Consider the following 19,148-nt stretch of genomic DNA (forward strand, 5'->3'; position numbering starts at 1 on the left):
GACCCGGATATCGTCGCCGGCGGAGCCGACCCGGTTGAACCGCTTTTGGCGCCGGGCAGACAGCGCGCACGACGATGCGCATCCGTTGCCGATCACTATCGGCCGGATGGACGTGGTTGTCCAATAGGAATCGCGCGCCCGGCCCATAACCGGCGCTTATTCATGACGACCGCCCCGGCCGACGGCCGGGGCGGGCAGCGGGTCTCAGACCGACTGAGCCTTGGGCGCCTCATCGGCCAGAAAGGCCTCGACGAGATCGATCAGGATCTGGGCGGCCTCGCGCTGATAGGCGTCGACTTCCTCATCCTCATTGCCGCCGGCGTGAGCACCCAGTTCCTCTTCGGCCGGATCGGCATCGTCTTCGCTGTCCTCGAACGCCTGGTAGTTCTCGAACGGCGCCTCGCCCTTGGCCTTGCGATGCTCGTTGGCCAGCGCCAGGCTTCGTGCCTTGAGCTGGTCCTGCTCGCGGCGTCGCTTATCGAGGTTCAGCGACACCTCGGTCTTCTGGCTCTGCTCGCGGGCCAGATCGATCCGCTTGATCCGGTACTGGTAGTCCGCATCGGTGGCCACTCGCTCGCTGTGCTGACGCTTGAGCGTGGGCAGCAACTGCGCGATCTCGTCGGAATACGGGTAGGCGGTTGGTTCGATCGTGTCCCAGGGCAGGGCGTTGGGCAGCGCCGATTCACCGATCTTTTCCGGGTCGATGGCCGGTGGGAACGTGATGTCCGGCGTCACGCCGCGGTCCTGTGTGCTCTTGCCGGTCACCCGGTAGAACTTGGCCTGGGTGAGCTTGATCTGGCCTTCCGAGAGGGGCAGCAATGTCTGGACCGTGCCCTTGCCGAACGTCTGGCTGCCCAGCACGATGGCGCGGCCGTAATCCTGCAGCGCACCGGCTACGATTTCGGAGGCCGAGGCGGACAGCCGGTTGGTGATGACGGCCAGCGGACCGTCGTAGACCGGACCGTTGTTGCGATCGCCCAGTACCTGAACCTTGCCTTCAGCATCGCGGATCTGAACTGCCGGCACCGAGTTCATGAACAAGCCGGTGAGTTTCATCGCCTCGCCGAGCGCGCCGCCGCCATTGTTGCGCAGGTCGAGTACCACGCCGGCCAGCTTGTCGTTCTTCTTGAGGTCGACCAGCAGCTTCTTCACATCGGCCGCGGTACCGTTGTAGAACGACGGCAGAGTGATCAGACCGACGTCGACGGTCTGGCCGTCGCGCTGGAGTTCGATGATCTGCTTGCGGGCGGCCTGATCCTTGAGCTCGATCTTGTCGCGCACGAGCGTCACGGTCTTGGTCTGGCTGTTGTCCGCGGGGGCAATCTGCAGTCGGACAGTGCTGCCTTTCTTGCCACGGATCAGCTGCACGGTCTCGTCCAGGCGCATGCCCACGACATCGGTGAATTCACCGGAAGCGCCCTGACCAACGGCGGTGATGCGATCGGTCGGCTTGAGTTTTCCGGATTTCGCAGCCGGCCCACCCGGGATCAGCCGTACCAGTTCGGCATAGCCATTCTTGGAACGAAGTTCGGCACCGATACCCTGCAGCTGCAGGTTCATGTCGATGCTGAAATCCTCCGAGCGCCGCGGCGAGAAGTAGTCGGTATGCGGGTCGTAGCTATGGGTGTAGGCGTCCATGTAGGCCGAGAACGCATCCACCGGCTCGGTCTGGCGCAGCTGCTTGAGTTCGTTGGAATAGCGCTGGGTCAGCCGCTTGGCGATTTCCTCGTCGTCCAGATCGTCGAGCTTGAGATTGATGATCTGGTTTTCCAGCTGCTTGGTCCACAACGCTTCCCGTTCGGCCGCGTTGGCCGGCCAGTTCGCGTCCTCGCGATCAACATCGAAGCTTTCGTCGTCGGTGATATCGATCTTGTCGATGCCGGCCTCGATCTTGTTGAGCGCCCACTGATCGATCTGGATCCTGCGTTTCTGGTACGTGTTGTAGATATCGAACGCGGCCTGGGTCTGGCCGTCCTTGAGCTCGTCGTCGAGCTTGTCGGCATAGCGTTCGCGCAGTCGCTCGATATCGGAGGCCAGAAACACGCCGCGGGTGCCGTCCAGTTCCTCGATATAGGCCTCGAAGAACTTGCGCGAGAAGGCGTCGTCCAGGTCCACCTTGTTGTAGTGGTTGTCCTGCAGCTGGCGCACGATCTCGCGGTCGATCTCGTCCTGGTTGTCGTCGGGTTTGAGCGGGGTATAGCCCTCGGCGTGTCCTGCGCCCGCGTCGGGTACCGGTTCGGGGCTGGTATCCGACGCGCAGCCCGCCTGAGCGAACAGAGTCAGAACCAGCAGCAGGGACAAAGCGAACTTGTGCATCGAATCACTCGCTGTTTGAGCCGTGTCGAGCCCGCGACAGGCGCGACGATCATGCCGCGAATCGGCGTAGTAAACAAAGTGTTGGCGCAGCCTAGGGTCGTGCCACTTTCACGATACACGATTTGCGACCGATGATCGGACCGTATTTGCACGCAGCACGGGCTTTTTTCACGTGTGCGGGTCCGACACTCGTACTCGCGGGATGTTCAGCCGCCGGCGCGCCGGTTCAGCTCAACACCAGTCTGAGCGCCGGAAGCAGTAGGATCAGGGCCAGCGCGCGTGCAAACGTCTTCTGATTGATGCGGTAGTGCAGCCGATGGCCGATCAGCACGCCGGCGACGATCCCCGGTACGGTCAGCAGCGCCGTCCAGGCCAGACTGGGACTCAGCAGGCCGAGATGCGCATAGATCGCCACCTGAGTGAAGGTGCCCAGCAGAAACGCCTGGGTGAGGACCGCGCGCGCGACCTGCTTGGGGTAGCGCAGACTTACGTATATCAACAGGGGGATCGGCGATACGCCGATCGCACCGACGATCACGCCGGATGCCAGGCCACACAGGCCAAGGCCCAGCGAGTCTGACGCCGATTGCGGCGGCGGCGCGTCCGGCGTCGGTGTACGTGCGAGCATCAGCACGACATAAACCAGAATGGCCGCGCCCAGGCCTTGCCGCAGCACCTCAGCGGGCAGCACCGCCAGCAGCTGCGCGCCGACGAGCACGCCCGCCGACAACCCAACGGCCGCGATCGGCCCGCGTCGCCATTCCATCTCGTGACGGGTCAGCCAGGTCAGGATCATGTTGGGCACGAGCACGACCATGGCCACCACCGGGATGACCTCCCGGAACGGGAACAGCATCACCAGCAGCGATACCGTCAAGGTGCCCGATCCGAAGCCGGTCAGCCCCTGAGCGGTGGAACCGGCCAGGGCAGCCAGATTGAAAAGCAGTAGCTGCAACACGATCTCCCGAACGGATGGGCGCGCCCGTGGCCCGCGCGCAAAGCGCGACAGGGTAACCGGTTCGCCGGCCCGCTGCCGCCTGTCGCGGGTATCCTGCATCGGAAGCGGTTCAGGGATTATCCTTGCACGGGCACTCCCTTGATTCTGCGGTATGCCCAGTCGTTCCGTCGCCCTTGCCCGTCTGTCGCAGTTCGTCGCCTTTGACCGGTTCGCCGACAGCCTGCGCGTGCTCATCGCCCTGGCCGGGGTGATTGGCTATGCCGGCGTGCGCGATAATCCGCACGAGATGATTCCGCTGGTGCTGGGCGTGATCGCCAGTGCCATCGCCGAAACCGACGACAGCTGGCGTAAGCGCGCGCGAGCGCTGGCGGTCACGCTGCTGTGTTTCTCGCTGGCCGCCTGCGCGGTGGAGCTGCTGTTCGACTGGCCCTGGGCGTTCGGGGCCGCGCTCACCGCAGGCAGCTTCGTACTGGTGATGCTCGGCGCGATCAGCCCGCGCTATGCGACCATCACCAACGCGACGCTGCTGCTGGCGGTCTATACGATGATCGGCGTCGACCAGCACAGCGTCGCCGGGGCGCCGTTCTGGCAACAACCGGCGCTACTGGTGGCCGGGGCAGCCTGGTACGGGGGCCTCGCTCTGGTCTGGAGCACGGTGTTCGTGCATCGCCCGGTACGCCATTCCCTGGCCCGGCTGTACGTCACCCTCGGCGATTATCTGGCGTGCAAGGCGCGGTTGTTCGAACCCACCGGCACGCTAGACGTGGCGGCCCGCCGAACCGATCTGGCCCACGTCAATGCTCGCGTGGTGGCCGCGCTCAATGACACGCGGCTGGCGCTGATTGATCGGCTCGACGGACGCCGCTCGCGCTCGGCGATGGATGAGAACCTGCAGCTCTACCTGGCCGCTCAGGATATCCACGAGCGGGCCAGCTCGGCCCATTATCCGTACCAGGCGCTGGTGTCCGCTTTTTTCCATAGCGATGTGATGTTCCGGGGCGAGCGCTTGCTGGACGTGCTCGCCCGCGCCTGTCGCGATCGCGCCGATGCGCTCAGATACGGCCGGCCATTCGACGGCCGGCCCATGACGATCGCGCTGGATGAGTTTGAGCGGGCCATCGCCTATCGGCGGCATGCCGCGCCGGCGCCCTCTGCGCCGCTCATGCAGGCCGTGGACGAACTCGCCGACAATCTACGCGGGCTGGCCGAGCGTATCGGTACCGATACCCGGCAGGCCGCACCAGCGGCCGCCGAGCGCGCACTGCAGAATCCGGGCCCGGGCACGTTTGCCGAAGCGCTCCAGCGGATCCGCGTCGAACTCACGCCCACGTCGTCGCGTTTTCGCCATGCCCTTCGCCTGGCGATGGCCATGGCGGCCAGCTATGCCGTGCTGTGTCTGATCCATCCGGACCAGGGCTACTGGATCGTGCTGACGACCATGCTGGTGTGCCAGCCGAACTTCGGCGCCACGCGTCTGCGCTTTGTCCAGCGCGTCGGCGGGACCGCGCTCGGCCTGGTGATCGGTTGGGCGCTGCTGCGTCTGTTTCCGGCGCCAGAATTGCAGCTGTTGTTGCTGATCGCCGCCGGCGTGGTGTTCTTTGCTGCCCGCTTCCGGCGATATCTGGTCGCGGCAGCCGCAATCAGCGTGCTGGTGCTGCTGTCGTTCAACCAGGTCGGCAACGGCTTCGAGCTGATTCTCCCCCGGCTGGTAGACACCATCCTGGGCGCAGCCATCGCCGCGGCTGTAATGCTGTGGGTACTGCCTGATTGGCGTGAACGCGAACTGCATCAGCGCCTGGCCGATGCACTGGCCGCCCACAGTCGTTATCTGCGGGCGATCTTCGCCCAGTACACCAGCGCCCGCCAGGACGATCTGGCCTACCGCATCGCGCGCCGGGACGCGCACAATGCCGATGCCGGAGTCAGCATGCACGTCTCGAGCGCTCTCAAGGACCCGCACGGAGCGCGCTCGGACAGCCGGGAAGCGCTGGCGGTGCTGGCCTGTGCACAGACCCTGATCGGGCATCTGTCGACGCTTGGCGCGCATCGCCAGACGCTGGCGCCGGATCCGCGCAATGCACTGCTGGGCCAGGCGGTGACCTATGTCGCGGACAGCCTGGACGAAGCCGCGCATGCGCTGATCCGCTCCGAACCGGTTCCGGTCGACAGCGATCGCGAAGCCGACCTGCGCGATGCGCTGGCGGCCATGCCTGCGGGTGAGGAAAGCGCGCAACGGCTGATTGCCGGCCAACTGCGTCATCTGCTGGACGAATTGCCCCGCCTGCGGCGTCTGGGCCAGGCGCTGACCCGTTGATCGTCAGTCGTCGCCCGGCAGTGGCAGATTGGCCAGATGGAACTCGCGTGCGACCTTGATCGTCGGTCGCAGCATGAAATTGACCGAGCCGAGTGTGAAGCACCAGGTCGCCGGGATCATGAGGCTTTCGTAGAAGAACATGATCGAGCCGACCAGAAAGAACAGCGCGGCGAAGAAATCGTTGAGCGTGTAGAGCTTTTCGTAACGGCCATACACCTTGCGATGCAGCTGCGACGCATCTTTGTCGACTTCGAAGGGTTTTGCCATGATGAATGCCTCGTGCAGGACTCGCCGTATCGCAACGGCGCGTTCAAGCAGGGCCTGCGCGCTGGGCGCGATCGGGCAGGAAAACGATGGCGCTCCCTAGGGGACTCGAACCCCTGTTTTCGCCGTGAGAGGGCGACGTCCTAGACCGCTAGACGAAGGGAGCATCGCGATCGTGGCCGCACAGTATATAGAGGTCTGACAAAGCCTCAAGGGGTTTCGTCAAATCAGGCTTGTACACGTCGGCCTCCATCGCTGCCCAGCACACGCAGCCAGCGGATGTCGGCGGTATCGGCCTGCGGCTGCGGACTCAACTCGCCGACGCATCGAGCCTCACGGTAGCCGGCCTGCTGCAGCGATGCGACACACTGGCGAACCGCGGTGCCGGGTACGGCAGCCAGCAAGGGGCCGGCAGACTGAGGATCGAACAGCAGCGGCCAGGCCGGGTGATCGCCGGGCACCCCATCGAACGTCGGCTGGTAGAGCCGGCGATTGGCGGCCTCGAGCCGGGTTCGTATGCCGGTGGCCGCGAGCACTCGGGCGCCGGCCAGGCAGGGCAGGTCATCAAGGCCAAGCGTGGCGGTTGCGCGACAGGCCTGCCGCAGCCGGTCGAGCGCTTCGATGAACCCGCCGGCGCTGATGGCCGCGACCGCGCGGGCGCCGTGCGCATACAGCAGGCGGCCGGCCTCCTGCCGAGACTGGCGCATGGCCGCGATGGCCCCGGTAACCCAGGCCGCCTCGGCTCGCTGGCGAAGATCGCCGGCCGATACGACCCCGGTGCCGACCGGGCCGGTGACGACCAGCCCCATTGGCGCTGTCGACATCGGCCACGAATGAGGTTGATTATCGTCGCAGTCGGCGAGCACGGTCAGGCTCAGTGCCAGTTCGACGCTCTCCCAGGCCCGGCCGTCGGCCAGCACTGCGCCGGCCCGAGCCAGCGCGTCCGCGGTCCCAGCCAACAGCTGGAAGAGCGTTGTGTCCATCAGTGCGGCCGCGGCCAGCGGAATCGCGGCCTGGGCGGTGGCGATACGCGGCGTCGCCCCGGCGGCATATACCGGGTTCAGGGCATGCTCGACGGCGATTTCGCCGAAAACGAACGGGTCGCCGACCAAGTCGGTGAGACGCTCGACACAGGCGCTCACGCGGTGCTCGGGTGCACAGAATGCGATCGGCCGTGATGTGTCGGCCCGGGCGAGCCGCGGACGATCGACTCCCGCATGGCCGGCGAGCCGCTCGAATACGCGATCAATCCGGGCAGACGGTAGCGCGCCGGCACTGCCGGCATCGCGGTGACCGCCCTGCGGCGAACCGGGCAGGCAACCATCGATGGGTTCGATCGCCGGCTCGGGCTCGACGGTCTTCGCGGTGCCTTGGTGACGTGCGATGAAGCGCCGATCGATGCGGTCTTTCAAACGCCACAGCCAGGGCCCGGCGACGGTGAAGCGCCCGCGTGACGCGATGGCACAGCGATCGCCGGTGCTGATGAGCGCCAGCGCGTTCGTCTGCGCACGAAAATGCTTGAGCCGGCGGCCGCGCGCGGCCCGCGGCAGATTTTCGGCCAGAATCGCACCGGCACGAACCGCGTAGACGCCGGACTTGGGCCTCGGCTCCGGTAGCCGGGCGACATCGCCCGCGGCGAAGACCTGCGGATGGGACACCGACTGCAAGGTGGTGCGTACGCGCACGAAGCCTTGTGCATCCTGTGCCAGCGCGGACTCGGCCAGCCACGGAGGGGCACTGGCATCAGTGGCCCAGAACACCGCCTCGGCGTCCATCCGTCGGCCATCGGCCAGGGTGAGGCCGTCGGCATCGACCGCGGCCACGGCCTGGCCGGCGATCACGCGGATGCCGCGCGCGGCGAGCACGGTCTCGAAGCGACGTCGAACGGCCCGGTTGTGTTCGCTCAGGATCGTCTTACTGCGGTTATACAGGGTCACCGTCGGCGGACGGGGCAGGCCCCGCAATCGATAGGCCAGTGCCAGCGCCAGTTCCACGCCGCCGGCGCCCGCGCCGACCACCGCGATGTGCTGGGCGGTCTCGGCGCCGCCCCATCGTCGGCTGAGCTCGCGCAGCCGCTGCATGAGTACGACCACCGGCTTGACCGGAATTGCATGCTCGGCCGCGCCGGGCACATCCCGCCAGGCCGGGGTCGAGCCGGTGTTGATCGACAATAAATCGTAGTCGAGCGGCGGCCGATCGGCGATCTGCAACTGCCGGCGGTCGGCATCGAGTCCTATGACTGGCGCATGCACCATGGCCGCACCGGCGAAACGGGCCAGACGGCGCAGGTCGATATGGGTCGTCTCGTGACGATAATGGCCGGCGATCAGGCCGGGCAGCATGCCGGAATAGGGTGTCTGCCACTCATCGCAGACCACGGTGACCCGCAAGCCGGGCACCGGGCGCCGGCCGAGTCGACGCAGCACGCCGACATGCGCATGGCCGCCGCCGGCCAGCACCAGTTCCAGCGCCTGCGGAATATGCCGGTCATTCATCGCTGTCTCTGTGTCTGACCCGCTTGCGCGCCCCGACGCCTGCGGTCAGCACATCATATGACGAGTCGGGCACGGCGGCCATGGCCCGGCACGGGATCAGTGCAGGGCGGCAAAGCCCTCGGTAGACAGCCGATAGACGATCAGCAGCGCGTAGATCGCGATCAATGCAATGCAGACGATTGTCACCGTATGTGGCCCTTTCTGTTCGGGCACCACGTCGCCGCGCATGACCCGCAGCCGGCGGATCACGAGCCGCACTGCGAGCCAGCCCAGAAAAGCGAACACCAGCAGGCCGAACAGGAACTTCATGGCGAGCGGTTCAGAAGCCTGCGCCGGGCTGCATGAGGCGCTCGAGGAACACCGGGCCCAGCCGTGGTTCGAGACACAGGGTGAATAGCACGCCGAAGCCGGCCCCCCAGAGATGGGCGCTGTGATTGATGTGATCGTGGCCCAGACGACTCGCGTACAGGCCGTAGGCGGTGAACAGGCCGCCGTAGACGATTGCCGGCACCGGGAAGAAAAACACATAGATCGTCGACCATGGCGCGATCAGTATGTAGGCGAACAGTACCGCCGAGACCGCGCCCGACGCACCCAGGCTGCGATAGCGCGCATCGTTTCGGTGCTGGAAATAGCTCGGCAGGATCGCGACCAAGATCGCCGCGATATAGAACGCCGCATAGCCGAGTGGCCCGATATAACCGGCAAACGCCTGCTCGATCACCCGACCGAAGAAGAACAGCGTGATCATGTTGAACAGCAGATGCTGGCCATCGGCATGGACGAATCCGTGGCTGATCAGCCGCCAGTACTCGCCACGGTTGATCGCCGGCGGCCAGAAGATGAACCGATCGAGCTGGGCAGGATTCTGAAAGCCGGTCATTGAAACGGCGCAGGTCACTGCGATGAGGATTATCGTGACGATCATGATCGAACAGGCCCGGGTGATAGACGTAAGGCAAGCGGCCGTGCCGGCCGGTGTCTCGCCAGCTGGAGGATGACGCAGGCCGGACAGCCTACGCCAGATCAATCACCGGCGGCGATCAGTACGGTCGCAGACCGTACTGCCGCGCCGGCACTGTGCGCTCGAGTTCTCCGAGCTGCGCGATATGGCGTTTGTCGACGATCTCGTCGACCGGCCGCTGGCCTCCGGACAGGTTACGTACCAGACGCAGGCGTGTCGGTTGTCCGCTGCCGTCGAGCGCCATGATCCAGGCCAGGAACCCGCCCGAGTAGCGGACCAGCGTACCGACGGGCAGCGGTCCCTGTCGCTGGACATAGCGCGTCACCCATTGACGATCGTAGCGCGCGGAGGCTTCGTAGAGCTGTCGATAGGCGCTCAGTGGCGGCAACGCATCGCGCTGGCTGTTCGCGCGCGTGAGCATGTCGATGGCGTCGACCACACTGGCCGCGCGGCTCAGCGGTGCGAGCGCGGAGGCGTCGTAGCCGGCCGGATAACCGCTGCCGTCGAGCCGCTCGTTGATACGCTCGATCACGTTCTGGCGGACGTCGATCGCGATCGGCAATCGGGGGCCAAGCACGCGCAGCAACGCCGAGACATGCGGCTGAGCCGGCCCACCCTGATGTTCGCCGAACAGGTGAGCCTCGGTGAGCCGGCGCCCGGCAACCACTGCACGCCCCAGATCGTGTACCAGGGCGGCGAGCACGATATGGGTCGGCTCGGCTGCGAGCGTATCGCCGACCAGGTCCGCCAGGCGGCCGGCGACCGCGATCGAATGCTGGAGCAGCAGCGGGTATTCGCCCAGGCAACACAGCGCATAGAGCAGAGCCTGACGATCCTCGGCCAGCAGCCGACAGATCGTGCGCGCGTCGGTGGCAACCGCCTCGATCGGTGCAGGGCGATCGTTGCGCAGTGCGATCGCCAGTTTGCCGAGATTGGCCGCGACGGCACCCAGCGCGCCAACCATCGGTAGTGCGACCGGTCGTGGCCGTTCGCCGGCGTCCGTCGGACGACCGGTGAACTCGGTGAACTGGGCACAGTCGGCGAGCATGCGGCCTCCACTGCCGCGTCTGAGTGCCAGACCGCGTTCCATATCCGAGAGCATGCGGCCGAGCTGGCGGCGTTGTGAGAATTCCAGCCGCGCGAAGGATACGCCCACCTGCACGGCGGGACGGTCGTTCATGATCTGAATATGACGGATCTCGCCGGAGGCGGACACGCGTTGGTCGTGTGGCCCGACGATTATTATCTCGGCGAGCGGCTGGCCGATCCGCCACAACAGGGCAGGTTGGACATCGATCTCGAGCAGACAGCCGCCCAGCGACAGATTGCCGACATCCGCGGCCACGGGGCGGTCGTGTTCCAGTGTAGTGACCTGCGCCCGTGCAAAAAATTCACCGCCCAGCGGGATACGCGCGCTCTGGCGACCGTCGCCGCCGAGCATCCGCTCGGGTGCGGTGCAGCGCAGGCCCACGGCCTGGTCGCCGGTGATCGACTCGATCGCGATCAGGCCTTCGAAACGAACGAAATCGCTGCCTTGGCGAGAACATACCATCAGCGCGTCCGCACGCCGCAGGACGCCCAGATCCTCGATCATCGCTGCCACCCACAGCAGCAGCGGGGCCGCGGCGTCGTCGGTCTCGATCTTTACGATGCGCAGCGCATGTGCGTGTCCCTCGGGAATCGGGCACAGCCAGAGATCGTCGCCTCGATCGCCGAGCGCGCACAGTTTAGAGATCAGCTCGGTCGGATGGGGGGCAACGGGGCGCGCGGCATGCATCGGACAGCCTCCTCCAGACGTGCATAGCAAAACACCGCAAACCTATCGGCCGGATCGGGACGGGGTTTAATATGCGTCACGGTTGCGCTCGGCCGGTCGATGGATCGATCGACGCGGGGCGGGTTTCATGCGCAGCCCGCACTGAGTTCCGGCGCTGTTCGAGCCCTCCGCGTCACGGCACTGCGGAGGGCCCGAAGCGTGTTACGGCGCGTCGTGCGCTCGTCTCCTGGGCCGGCGGCAGGTCGAGAACGGGCCGGTCGCCGATGTCGTCCGGGCGTCGCCCCGACGCCGCTCAGGACTGGCGAACGGCACTCTGGGCGCGGCCGGCCGCACCGAGCAGCATCTTGCCGATACGCAGGCCCGCCCGGCCGGGGCCTTCGGGGCCTCGGTGGAACTCGGTGTTGCGCGGATCCAGCTCGTAGAGTGCGTAGCCCCCGGACGGCGAGGTCGTGTAGTAGTCCACGCGATCTTCGGCCGGGACATCGGCCCGTCGGCGTAACCGGTAGAGCAGGTAGACCGCCAGAGCCAGCAGAAACGCGGTATTGGTATAGAACAGACCGTTCGGCCCGACCCGATCCATCACCGCAGATGCAGCGACCGGCCCGATGCAGCTGCCGATCCCGTAGGCCAACAGCAACGTGGTGCTGGCGGCGGTGATCTGATGGCTGGGCATCTGGTCGTTGGTGATCGCCACGGATACCGGGTACAGCGCCGCGGACAACCCCATATACAGCCCCACGACGCCGATCAGGCGAACGGCGTGGTCGGGGTTGATCAACGGGATCGCCACGCTGGCCGCGGCTGCGACCGCCAGCACGAACATCAGCACGCGGCGCCGGTTGAAGCGATCGCACAGTCGGCCGATCGGCCAGGCAAGGACCATGGCGCCGACGATCGCACTGGCCATGAACAGCGACAGCCGGTCGGTAGGCAGACCCACGCGGTCGGCATAGACCGGCGCCAGCGCATAGAAGGCGCTCGTCAACAGGCCCGCAATCAGCGAGCCGCTGACGCCGATGGGCGAAATCCGATACAGCGCCACCAGCGACAGCCGTTCGGCACCTTCGATCGGTGGGGCATGCATACGGGTCAACGACAGCGGGATGACCGCGAGGCTCACCAGTATCGTGGCCAGCGTGAACGGCAGCGCGGAATCGGCGCTGCCGATATTGATGAGTAATTGGCCGGACGCGGTCGAAAGAAAGAACACCACCTGATAGACCGCGAACAATCGCGCCCGGTTGGCGTTGGTCGCGCGACTGGAAAACCAGCTCTCCATGACGATCATCAGCCCGGCCATCGCAAAACCGGCCAGGGCGCGCAAACCGGCCCAGAGCGGTGCGCTCACCGCCAGCGGATAGATCTGGATCGAGATCGCCAGCGTCGTGGCGAAGACCGCGAACGCACGGATATGGCCGACCCGCTCGACCACGCGTTCGGCGAACAGCGTCCCGCCCACGAATCCGACCGAATAACACACCAGAATCCAGCCGATCAGCGACGTCGAAAAGCCTTCGTGACTCAGGCGCAGGCCCAGCAGGGTCATCAGAAAGGCGTTGCCAGCGACCAGCAGGATGATGCTGGCGATGAGGGCGATCAGAGAGGAAGCCAGGCGGGTCATGACAGGACTCGAACGAATGACGAAAAGCCGCCGTGGCCGGACCACGACGCGGTAACCGATATGTGAAACGAAGGCGGGGTGGCCCGCGCTCGGTCAGTAGTGCTCGATATGAAACCGGAGCTGCGGATGGTCGAAGGCCACGTGGCGCGCGATCGTCGCCATCGAATCGATCGGCGTGTTGTAGCGCCAGGCGGCATCCACGAGCGTAGTCGCCCCGTGTTGCACGTTGAAGTAATCGGCCTCGCCCTTGAACGGGCAGCGGGTTCGCGTGGCCGATGGGACCAGCCGCGCCCGGGCGACCGCCGCCGGCGGAAAGTACCAGCGCGGTGGATAGCCGCATTCGGTCAGGCATACCGGCGCACGGGTGTCGGCCACGATGGTCTCGCCGGCCATCACCCATACCCGGGCGTTCGGGCGAGCGAGCTGGATCCGATCCGATGAGAAAGCCGACATGAGCACTCCGAGAAGGAAACACCTGGCGGCAGGCGTCTGGCGTCGTCCCGGTTTGGCCGACGTGCGCTAAGGCTGGTTGCCAGGCGCCCGTTTTCAAGAGCATGAATGCAATTTTCTATAAAAAATTGCGCACAACGCGTTGCCGGCGACCAGGTGGGCCATGGGCAGCGCCCAATGCGGGTGCTGGCGGTCGGCGTCTCGGCCTTTATCATGGGCCGGCGCGCTATCCAGCCCCGATATCGATCACACCAGGAGCCACCATGGATTTCTTCTACAACCGCCCCGAGGATGTCGTCGACGAGACCCTGCGCGGACTGGCCCGAATCGCGCCGGTCACCCTGAGTGAACCGCAGCACGGTATTCGCCTGGCCGTCGACGCGCAGTGGCGGGGCGACCGGGTGGCGATCATCTCGGGTGGTGGGGCCGGTCATGAACCGGCTCATGCCGGCTTCGTCGGCCAAGGCATGCTGGCCGCGGCGGTCGCCGGTGAATTGTTCACATCGCCGAGCGTCGAGGCGGTCCTTGCTGCCATCCGCGCGACCTGTGGGCCGGCCGGCTGTCTGCTCATCATCAAGAACTATACCGGCGACCGTCTGAACTTCGGGCTCGCCGCCGAACGGGCCGTGGGCGAGGGCTACAATGTCCGCAGCGTGATCGTGGCCGACGACGTGGCACTGCCGGACGCTGATCAGCAGCGCGGGCTGGCCGGCACCGTGCTGGTACACAAGATCGCCGGCCACTACGCGGCCGCGGGTGCTGATCTCGACACGGTGGCGCACATGGCCGAGCGCGTGTGCGCGTCGCTGTGCTCTCTGGGGCTGGCGCTTTCGAGCTGTACGCTGCCCGGTCACGCGGTGGACCGGCGCGATGCGGAGCTCGGTCTCGGGATCCACAACGAGCCCGGCGTTAGCGAGGTCGATCCGCATGACGCGGACGCCGCGATCCAGCTCGTGGTCGAGCCGCTGCTGGCGGCATTCGATGCGCGTTTCGACGAAGGCACATCGATGATCGTGCTGCTCAACAACCTCGGTGGCTGTGCCACTCAGGAAATGGGCGTACTGATGAACAGCCTGCTCGCGGCCATACCCGCCGCCCGCATCGCGCGTGTCGTCACACCGGCGGCGTTGATGACATCGATGGACATGCACGGCTTCTCGGTCACGCTGCTGCCGGCCGAACATGATTTCGTCAGCGCGCTGGAATCGCCCGTGGATGCGATCGGCTGGCCGGGTATTCGCACCCCGGGTGCGGTCACGACGTTCGAGCCGGCCGTCACTGATTCCGCGCATGACGAGACCGGCGCGCGCGACACGACGCGCGAGTCGCTGCTGCGCGCGGTGATCGACATGCTGGTGGACGCACGGGACGAACTGGATGCTCTGGACGCTCGGGTCGGCGACGGCGATACCGGCACCACGTTTGCCGCCGGTGCCCGTGCCGTGGCCGCCGCGCTTGACGAGGGCCGCCTGTCGAGTGGCGAAGACGCGCGTCTCGCCCACGAGATCGGCGATATCCTTGCGCGCGATATGGGCGGCTCGAGCGGCGTGCTGCTGTCCATCCTGTGTACGGCCACCGGCGCGGCGCTCGCCGAGGACAGCCGCTGGGCCCAGGCGCTCGGGCACGGCATCGAACGCATGCAGCATTACGGCGGCGCCGCCCGGGGCGATCGTACGCTGCTCGATGCGCTCATCCCTGCCGTCGAGGCGTTGGCCACGGGTGCCGATCTGCATGCGGCGGCCAAGGCCGCACGCGACGGTGCCGATGCAACGCGGTCCATGACCCGTGCCCGGGCTGGGCGTTCAGCCTACGTGCCCGAAAACGTACTGCGCGATCTCGCCGACCCGGGCGCGGAAGCCATCGCCCGCATCTGGCAGCGGCTGGCCGAAGCCTAGCGGCGCTTGGCTTCATCTGTTGCACAGGCTGCAACAGATGAAGCGTGTCGAGTGTTGCGATGCTACAGCTGATGCGCGCCGCGCGGTGCGTGTCGCGTGGTGTCCGAAGCCCCGTTGTATTTGAAAAACCCTGAAAAAATAGGGGTGTGGAATAACTCGCGCCATCGTCACACGGCTGGCTGCATCCCCGTGGTGGCACTGGCATGTCGCTTGCTCCTGTCGTGGTCGATAAAACGCGGTTTGCGAGACAGCCGCATAAAAATGGCGTTCGAGGAGATTCCCAAACGGCGTGCCCCAACGATGGCTTTTCGGCTGTGATGGCCGTCGGCGCATCGTTTGTGCCGATACGTCGATTCCCGCCTCGAGCGTCTTCTTTCGACAAGGAGCGCTATCCATGAGCAAGCCTTCAGACCCGGAGCAGAATTTTATCGACGGTGGCTTTGTGGCCGCCCGCGGCGAATCGATCGCGGTCGAAAACCCGGCCACCCAGGCCACGATCGGCCATATCCCCGACAGCGATGCAGACGTGGTGAACACGGCCGTGACCGCTGCGCGTCGTGCCCAGCCTGACTGGGAAAAGCGTCCGGCGATCGAGCGCGCCGGTTATCTGCGCCAGATCAGCGCGAAACTGCGTGAGCGGGTGGCCGAGTTCGCCGACCTCATCGTGCGCGAACAGGGCAAGGTACGGGCGCTGGCCGAGGTGGAAGTCAACTTCACCGCTGACTATATCGACTACATGGCCGAGTGGGCGCGTCGTATCGAGGGCGAGGTCATCGAGAGCGATCGTGCCGGTGAAAGCATCTTTTTGCTGCGCAAGCCTGTGGGCGTGGTGGCCGGCATCCTGCCCTGGAATTTCCCGTTCTTTCTGATCGCACGCAAGATGGCGCCGGCGCTGGTCACGGGCAATACCGTGGTCATCAAGCCCAGTGAGGAAACGCCGCTCAATGCGTATGCGTTTGCCAGGCTGGTCGCCGAAACCGACTTGCCGGCCGGTGTGTTCAATCTCGTGGGCGGCCGTGGCGCGACGACCGGCAACGCGCTGTGTGCCCACCCGGACGTGCGCCTGATCACCTTTACCGGCAGCGTGGCGACCGGCTCGCGGATCATGGCCACGGCGGCAACGAACCTGACGCAGGTGAATCTGGAACTCGGCGGCAAGGCGCCGGCGATCGTGCTGGCCGACGCCGATCTCGATCTGGCTGCGAAAGCGATCTGCGATTCGCGCACCATCAACACCGGCCAGGTCTGCAACTGCGCGGAGCGGGTCTATGTCGAGAAAAGCGTTGCCGAGCCGCTGGCCGAGAGGATTGCGGCTCATTTGAAGGCCACCCGCTACGGCGACCCCTCGGCCGAAGACGAGCTCGACATGGGCCCGCTCATCAACAAGGCGGGGCTGGACAAGGTCGCTGACATGGTCGAGCAGGCCAAGGCCGATGGCGCCACCGTGGTCACCGGCGGCACGACCGCCAATCTGGGTCAGGGCTATCACTATCTGCCCACACTGCTGACCGATTGCCGGGCCGATATGGCGATCATGCGCGACGAGATCTTCGGCCCGGTTCTGCCGATGCAGACCGTCGATTCGCTGGATGAAGCCATCGCGCTCGCCAACGATTCCGACTACGGCCTCACCTCGTCGATCTACACCACGAACATCAACGCGGCGATGCAGGCGGTACGCGGACTGCAATACGGCGAGACCTATATCAACCGCGAGAATTTCGAAGCCATGCAGGGCTTTCATGCCGGCCGGCGCAAGTCGGGTATCGGCGGTGCCGACGGCAAGCACGGCCTCTACGAGTTCATGGAGACGCATGTCGTCTACATGCAGCACGGCTAACGTAGCCAGGAGAAGCAATAATTATGAATACGCAGAGATTCCACCCGCCGCATGCCTGGCGACGTCACACCGGGCTCGCCCTGGCGTTGTTCGCGTTCTGCCAGCCCGGGGCGTTCGCCGAAACCGGCAGTGACACCCGCGGGCCGGCCGATGTCGACGGCGAGCGCATCATCAATGCCGACAAGGAACCCGGCAACTGGATGAGCACCGGCCGGACCTATGACGAACAGCGTTACAGCCCGCTGGACGACATCAACGACGAGAACGTCGATGAGCTGGGTTTGACCTGGCAATACAAGCTGGATGTCGATCGCGGCGTCGAGGCCACCCCGATCGTGGTCGACGGCGTGATGTATACCACCGGTGCCTACAGCATCGTCTATGCCTTTGATGCCGCCTCCGGCGAACTGTTGTGGAAGCACGACCCGAAGGTCGATCGCACCAAGGCGGCCAGTTTCTGCTGCGGCGTGGTCAACCGCGGCGTGGCCGTGTGGAAAGGCAAGGTCTTTCTCGGCACGCTGGACGGGCGCATGGTGGCCATCGATGCCGCCAGCGGCAAGGAAGTCTGGTCGGCCGATACGATCATTGATCACGATCGCAGCTACGGCATCACCGGTGCGCCGCGTATCGTCAAGGACAAGGTGATCATCGGCAACAGCGGCGCCGAGTTCGGCGTACGCGGCTATATCACGGCCTACGATACCGAAACCGGCGACCAGGCCTGGCGCTTTTTCACCGTGCCCGGCGATCCGGCCAAGCCGCAGGAAAACGAAGCCCTCGAAATGGCTGCCAAGACCTGGCACGGCGATGCCTGGATCGAGCAGGGCGGCGGCGGCACGGCCTGGGATTCCATGGCCTACGATCCTGACCTGAACCTGCTTTATGTCGGTGTCGGCAACGGCTCGATGTGGAATTACAAGGCGCGCTCCGATGCCAAGGGCGATAACCTGTTCCTGTCGTCGATCGTGGCCATCAACCCCGACAACGGCGACTATGTCTGGCACTACCAGACCACGCCGGGCGATGCCTGGGACTACACCGCGACCCAGCACATGATCCTTGCCGATCTCGACATCGACGGCAAGACACGTGAAGTGATCATGCAGGCGCCCAAGAACGGCTTCTTCTACGTGCTCGACCGCAAGACCGGCAAGGTGATCTCGGCCGAGAAATATGCGCCGGTCAACTGGGCCGAGAAGGTGGACCTGGAAACCGGACGTCCGGTGTTCACCGACCATGCCAAGTACTGGGAGCAGGACGGCCCGGTCGTCGTGCAGCCCGGTTTCTGGGGCGGTCACGACTGGCAGCCGATGTCCTACAACCCGAACACCGGACTGGTCTATATCCCCAAGCACTACTTCGAGGTGACCTACGAAGACGTGCGGGACCCGGAATGGACACCGCAGAAGGGGTTCTACCAGCTTGGCACCAAGGCCGCGGCGATGTCCGACGATGCCGAGGAGATGCAGTCCTGGGCGGATCGCTGGACCGGCGGCCTGCTGGCATGGGATCCGGTCAAGCAGGAAAAGGTCTGGGAAGTACCGTACAAGACCATCTTCAACGGCGGCACACTCTCGACCGCGGGCAATCTCGTGTTCGAGGGCACGGCCGACGGGCGCGTCGTGGCGTATCGCGCCACTGACGGCAAGAAGCTATGGGAATCGCCTGCCAACAGCGGCGTGATGGCCGCGCCGGTGACCTATACGGCCGGGGGCGAGCAGTACGTCACCTTCATGGTGGGCTGGGGCGGCGCGTTCTCCACGTTTGCGGGCGGTCAGTCCAAGAACGCCGGTGTGCGCCCGTATGCCGAGGTGTTGACCTTCAAGATCGGCGGCGACGAGAAGCTGGCCGAGCCTGATTTCCCGCCGCTGGCCAAGCCGGAACCGCCGGAGCAGACCGCAAGTGCGGCGGATATTGCCGAAGGCAAGGACCTGATGAACGGCCATTGCAGCCAATGTCACGGCATGAATGCCGCGAGCGGCGGCGTGACACCGGATCTGCGTCGTCTGTCGGCCGATACCCACGATCAGTTCAAGGCGATCGTGATGGGCGCGCGCTTGACCAAGGGCATGCCGTCCTATGCCGGGGTGCTCGAACCGGCACAGATCGATAAGATCCATGCCTACCTCATCAAGCGGGCGAACGACCTGCTCGACGAGGAATACAGCGACGACCAGTAAACGCTTGTTTCTGTGGTAGCAACAAAGGCCGCGTCATCCGACGCGGCCTTTTTCATGCGTACAGCACGGCGGTT

The 19,148-nt window shown here is 65.4% G+C and carries 13 protein-coding genes and 1 tRNA gene; 4 read left to right on the top strand and 10 right to left on the bottom strand.

Annotated features, from left to right (window positions below; all coding sequences use genetic code 11):
- Positions 1-204 precede the first annotated feature (204 nt).
- On the bottom strand, positions 205-2,316 hold the full coding sequence (locus T31B1_RS06595) for a carboxy terminal-processing peptidase (protein WP_353248641.1): 2,112 nt from the start codon (positions 2,314-2,316) through the stop codon (positions 205-207).
- 226 nt (positions 2,317-2,542) lie between these two features.
- Positions 2,543-3,271 (bottom strand): sulfite exporter TauE/SafE family protein, encoded by a 729-nt coding sequence (locus tag T31B1_RS06600; protein ID WP_353248642.1) that lies wholly within the window; start codon positions 3,269-3,271, stop codon positions 2,543-2,545.
- 154 nt (positions 3,272-3,425) lie between these two features.
- Here T31B1_RS06600 and yccS point away from each other — a divergent pair, with 154 nt between their 5' ends.
- Positions 3,426-5,588: a YccS family putative transporter gene (gene yccS / locus T31B1_RS06605; protein WP_353248643.1), complete on the top strand. Its 2,163-nt coding sequence runs from the start codon at positions 3,426-3,428 to the stop codon at positions 5,586-5,588.
- A 3-nt stretch (positions 5,589-5,591) separates the two neighbouring features.
- Here yccS and T31B1_RS06610 read toward each other — a convergent pair whose 3' ends face one another.
- From T31B1_RS06610 to T31B1_RS06645, 8 genes are all read right to left on the bottom strand, one after another.
- Positions 5,592-5,855 carry a YrhK family protein gene (locus T31B1_RS06610; protein WP_353248644.1) on the bottom strand — a complete coding sequence of 88 codons (264 nt, stop codon included), beginning with the start codon at positions 5,853-5,855 and terminating at the stop codon, positions 5,592-5,594.
- Between the two features lie 87 nt (positions 5,856-5,942).
- Positions 5,943-6,018 (bottom strand) — tRNA-Glu (locus tag T31B1_RS06615).
- 61 nt (positions 6,019-6,079) lie between these two features.
- Positions 6,080-8,347 carry an FAD-dependent oxidoreductase gene (locus T31B1_RS06620; protein ID WP_353248645.1) on the bottom strand — a complete coding sequence of 756 codons (2,268 nt, stop codon included), beginning with the start codon at positions 8,345-8,347 and terminating at the stop codon, positions 6,080-6,082.
- A 96-nt stretch (positions 8,348-8,443) separates the two neighbouring features.
- Complete coding sequence (locus T31B1_RS06625) at positions 8,444-8,656, bottom strand: hypothetical protein (protein WP_353248646.1); 213 nt, start codon at positions 8,654-8,656, stop codon at positions 8,444-8,446.
- Between the two features lie 10 nt (positions 8,657-8,666).
- Positions 8,667-9,275: a rhomboid family intramembrane serine protease gene (locus T31B1_RS06630; RefSeq protein ID WP_502950921.1), complete on the bottom strand. Its 609-nt coding sequence runs from the start codon at positions 9,273-9,275 to the stop codon at positions 8,667-8,669.
- A gap of 115 nt (positions 9,276-9,390) precedes the next feature.
- Positions 9,391-11,088: a PilZ domain-containing protein gene (locus tag T31B1_RS06635; RefSeq protein WP_353248647.1), complete on the bottom strand. Its 1,698-nt coding sequence runs from the start codon at positions 11,086-11,088 to the stop codon at positions 9,391-9,393.
- Positions 11,089-11,380: 292 nt separating this feature from the next.
- A complete protein-coding gene (locus tag T31B1_RS06640; protein WP_353248648.1) occupies positions 11,381-12,709 on the bottom strand; it encodes an MFS transporter in 1,329 nt (442 codons plus the stop codon).
- 93 nt (positions 12,710-12,802) lie between these two features.
- Positions 12,803-13,162: a DUF427 domain-containing protein gene (locus T31B1_RS06645; RefSeq protein ID WP_353248649.1), complete on the bottom strand. Its 360-nt coding sequence runs from the start codon at positions 13,160-13,162 to the stop codon at positions 12,803-12,805.
- Positions 13,163-13,422: 260 nt separating this feature from the next.
- On the opposite strand from T31B1_RS06645, the gene T31B1_RS06650 reads away from it, so the two are divergent.
- From T31B1_RS06650 to T31B1_RS06660, 3 genes are all read left to right on the top strand, one after another.
- On the top strand, positions 13,423-15,054 hold the full coding sequence (locus T31B1_RS06650; protein ID WP_353248650.1) for a dihydroxyacetone kinase subunit DhaK: 1,632 nt from the start codon (positions 13,423-13,425) through the stop codon (positions 15,052-15,054).
- 394 nt (positions 15,055-15,448) lie between these two features.
- Entirely contained in the window at positions 15,449-16,894 is a 1,446-nt protein-coding gene (aldA, locus tag T31B1_RS06655) for an aldehyde dehydrogenase (protein ID WP_353248651.1), read from the top strand.
- Positions 16,895-16,917: 23 nt separating this feature from the next.
- Positions 16,918-19,074: a PQQ-dependent dehydrogenase, methanol/ethanol family gene (locus T31B1_RS06660; protein ID WP_353248652.1), complete on the top strand. Its 2,157-nt coding sequence runs from the start codon at positions 16,918-16,920 to the stop codon at positions 19,072-19,074.
- The last annotated feature ends 74 nt before the right edge of the window (positions 19,075-19,148 follow it).

The organism is Salinisphaera sp. T31B1 (genome assembly GCF_040361275.1).
In the GTDB taxonomy this organism is placed as follows: Bacteria; Pseudomonadota; Gammaproteobacteria; order Nevskiales; family Salinisphaeraceae; genus Salinisphaera.

Bases quoted from the DNA above. Each gene is read 5' to 3' on its own strand.
- T31B1_RS06645 (WP_353248649.1), bottom strand. From the start codon at position 13,162: ATGTCGGCTTTCTCATCGGATCGGATCCAGCTCGCTCGCCCGAACGCC.
- T31B1_RS06635 (WP_353248647.1), bottom strand. From the start codon at position 11,088: ATGCATGCCGCGCGCCCCGTTGCCCCCCATCCGACCGAGCTGATCTCT.
- T31B1_RS06640 (WP_353248648.1), bottom strand. From the start codon at position 12,709: ATGACCCGCCTGGCTTCCTCTCTGATCGCCCTCATCGCCAGCATCATC.
- T31B1_RS06625 (WP_353248646.1), bottom strand. From the start codon at position 8,656: ATGAAGTTCCTGTTCGGCCTGCTGGTGTTCGCTTTTCTGGGCTGGCTC.
- aldA (WP_353248651.1), top strand. From the start codon at position 15,449: ATGAGCAAGCCTTCAGACCCGGAGCAGAATTTTATCGACGGTGGCTTT.
- yccS (WP_353248643.1), top strand. From the start codon at position 3,426: ATGCCCAGTCGTTCCGTCGCCCTTGCCCGTCTGTCGCAGTTCGTCGCC.
- T31B1_RS06650 (WP_353248650.1), top strand. From the start codon at position 13,423: ATGGATTTCTTCTACAACCGCCCCGAGGATGTCGTCGACGAGACCCTG.
- T31B1_RS06660 (WP_353248652.1), top strand. From the start codon at position 16,918: ATGAATACGCAGAGATTCCACCCGCCGCATGCCTGGCGACGTCACACC.
- T31B1_RS06630 (WP_502950921.1), bottom strand. From the start codon at position 9,275: ATGATCGTCACGATAATCCTCATCGCAGTGACCTGCGCCGTTTCAATG.
- T31B1_RS06595 (WP_353248641.1), bottom strand. From the start codon at position 2,316: ATGCACAAGTTCGCTTTGTCCCTGCTGCTGGTTCTGACTCTGTTCGCT.
- T31B1_RS06620 (WP_353248645.1), bottom strand. From the start codon at position 8,347: ATGAATGACCGGCATATTCCGCAGGCGCTGGAACTGGTGCTGGCCGGC.
- T31B1_RS06610 (WP_353248644.1), bottom strand. From the start codon at position 5,855: ATGGCAAAACCCTTCGAAGTCGACAAAGATGCGTCGCAGCTGCATCGC.